1 protein-coding gene is annotated in these 525 nt (G+C 65.7%); it reads right to left on the bottom strand.

The annotated features are described in order from the left end of the window. Positions 1 to 70: 70 nt before the first annotated feature. The coding region (locus OQZ28_RS17665) for an IS66 family transposase (RefSeq protein WP_458136711.1) at positions 71 to 525 on the bottom strand (455 nt) is incomplete at its 5' end.

Below are 525 nucleotides of genomic sequence, written 5' to 3' on the forward strand. Positions count from 1 at the left end.
CTGAAAAACGGACTTGGCGATATCCAGGCCGATCATGGTAATTTTCATCCGGGCGGTCTCCTCTGAATGGTCATTCCGACCCCAGCATGGCACATTGATGCCGCATGGAGGCCGTCCACCCCATCTTGAACTGGCGCGGGATCACTTCCAGCGTCTCGGTGACGCTCTCCCCCAGTTTGCTCAGACGATCGCTGCCACAGCACGGACACTGTGTCGGTGCGGGGATGACGACCCGCTCGCGCGGCAGATCGGCACGCAGGGGCTGGCGCCCCCGGTTGCTCCTGGGTGCTGTCGCACGGACGGCGGGATCCGCCGCATTTTCGGGCGCGTCCTCGGCGAGTGTCGTCTCCAGCTCTTCCAGTTCGAGTTCGAGCTGGGCCAGCAGGCGGCGCCCCCGTTCCGACGAGGCGCCGAAACGGTCCTGGCGCATCCGCGCGATAAGATGTTTGAGATGGGCAATCTGCGCTTCGGCGCTGGCCGCACGGGCTTCCGCGACCTCGGCACGCGCCTCGGCAGCGGCAAGTG

Source organism: Komagataeibacter sp. NFXK3, from assembly GCF_054182245.1.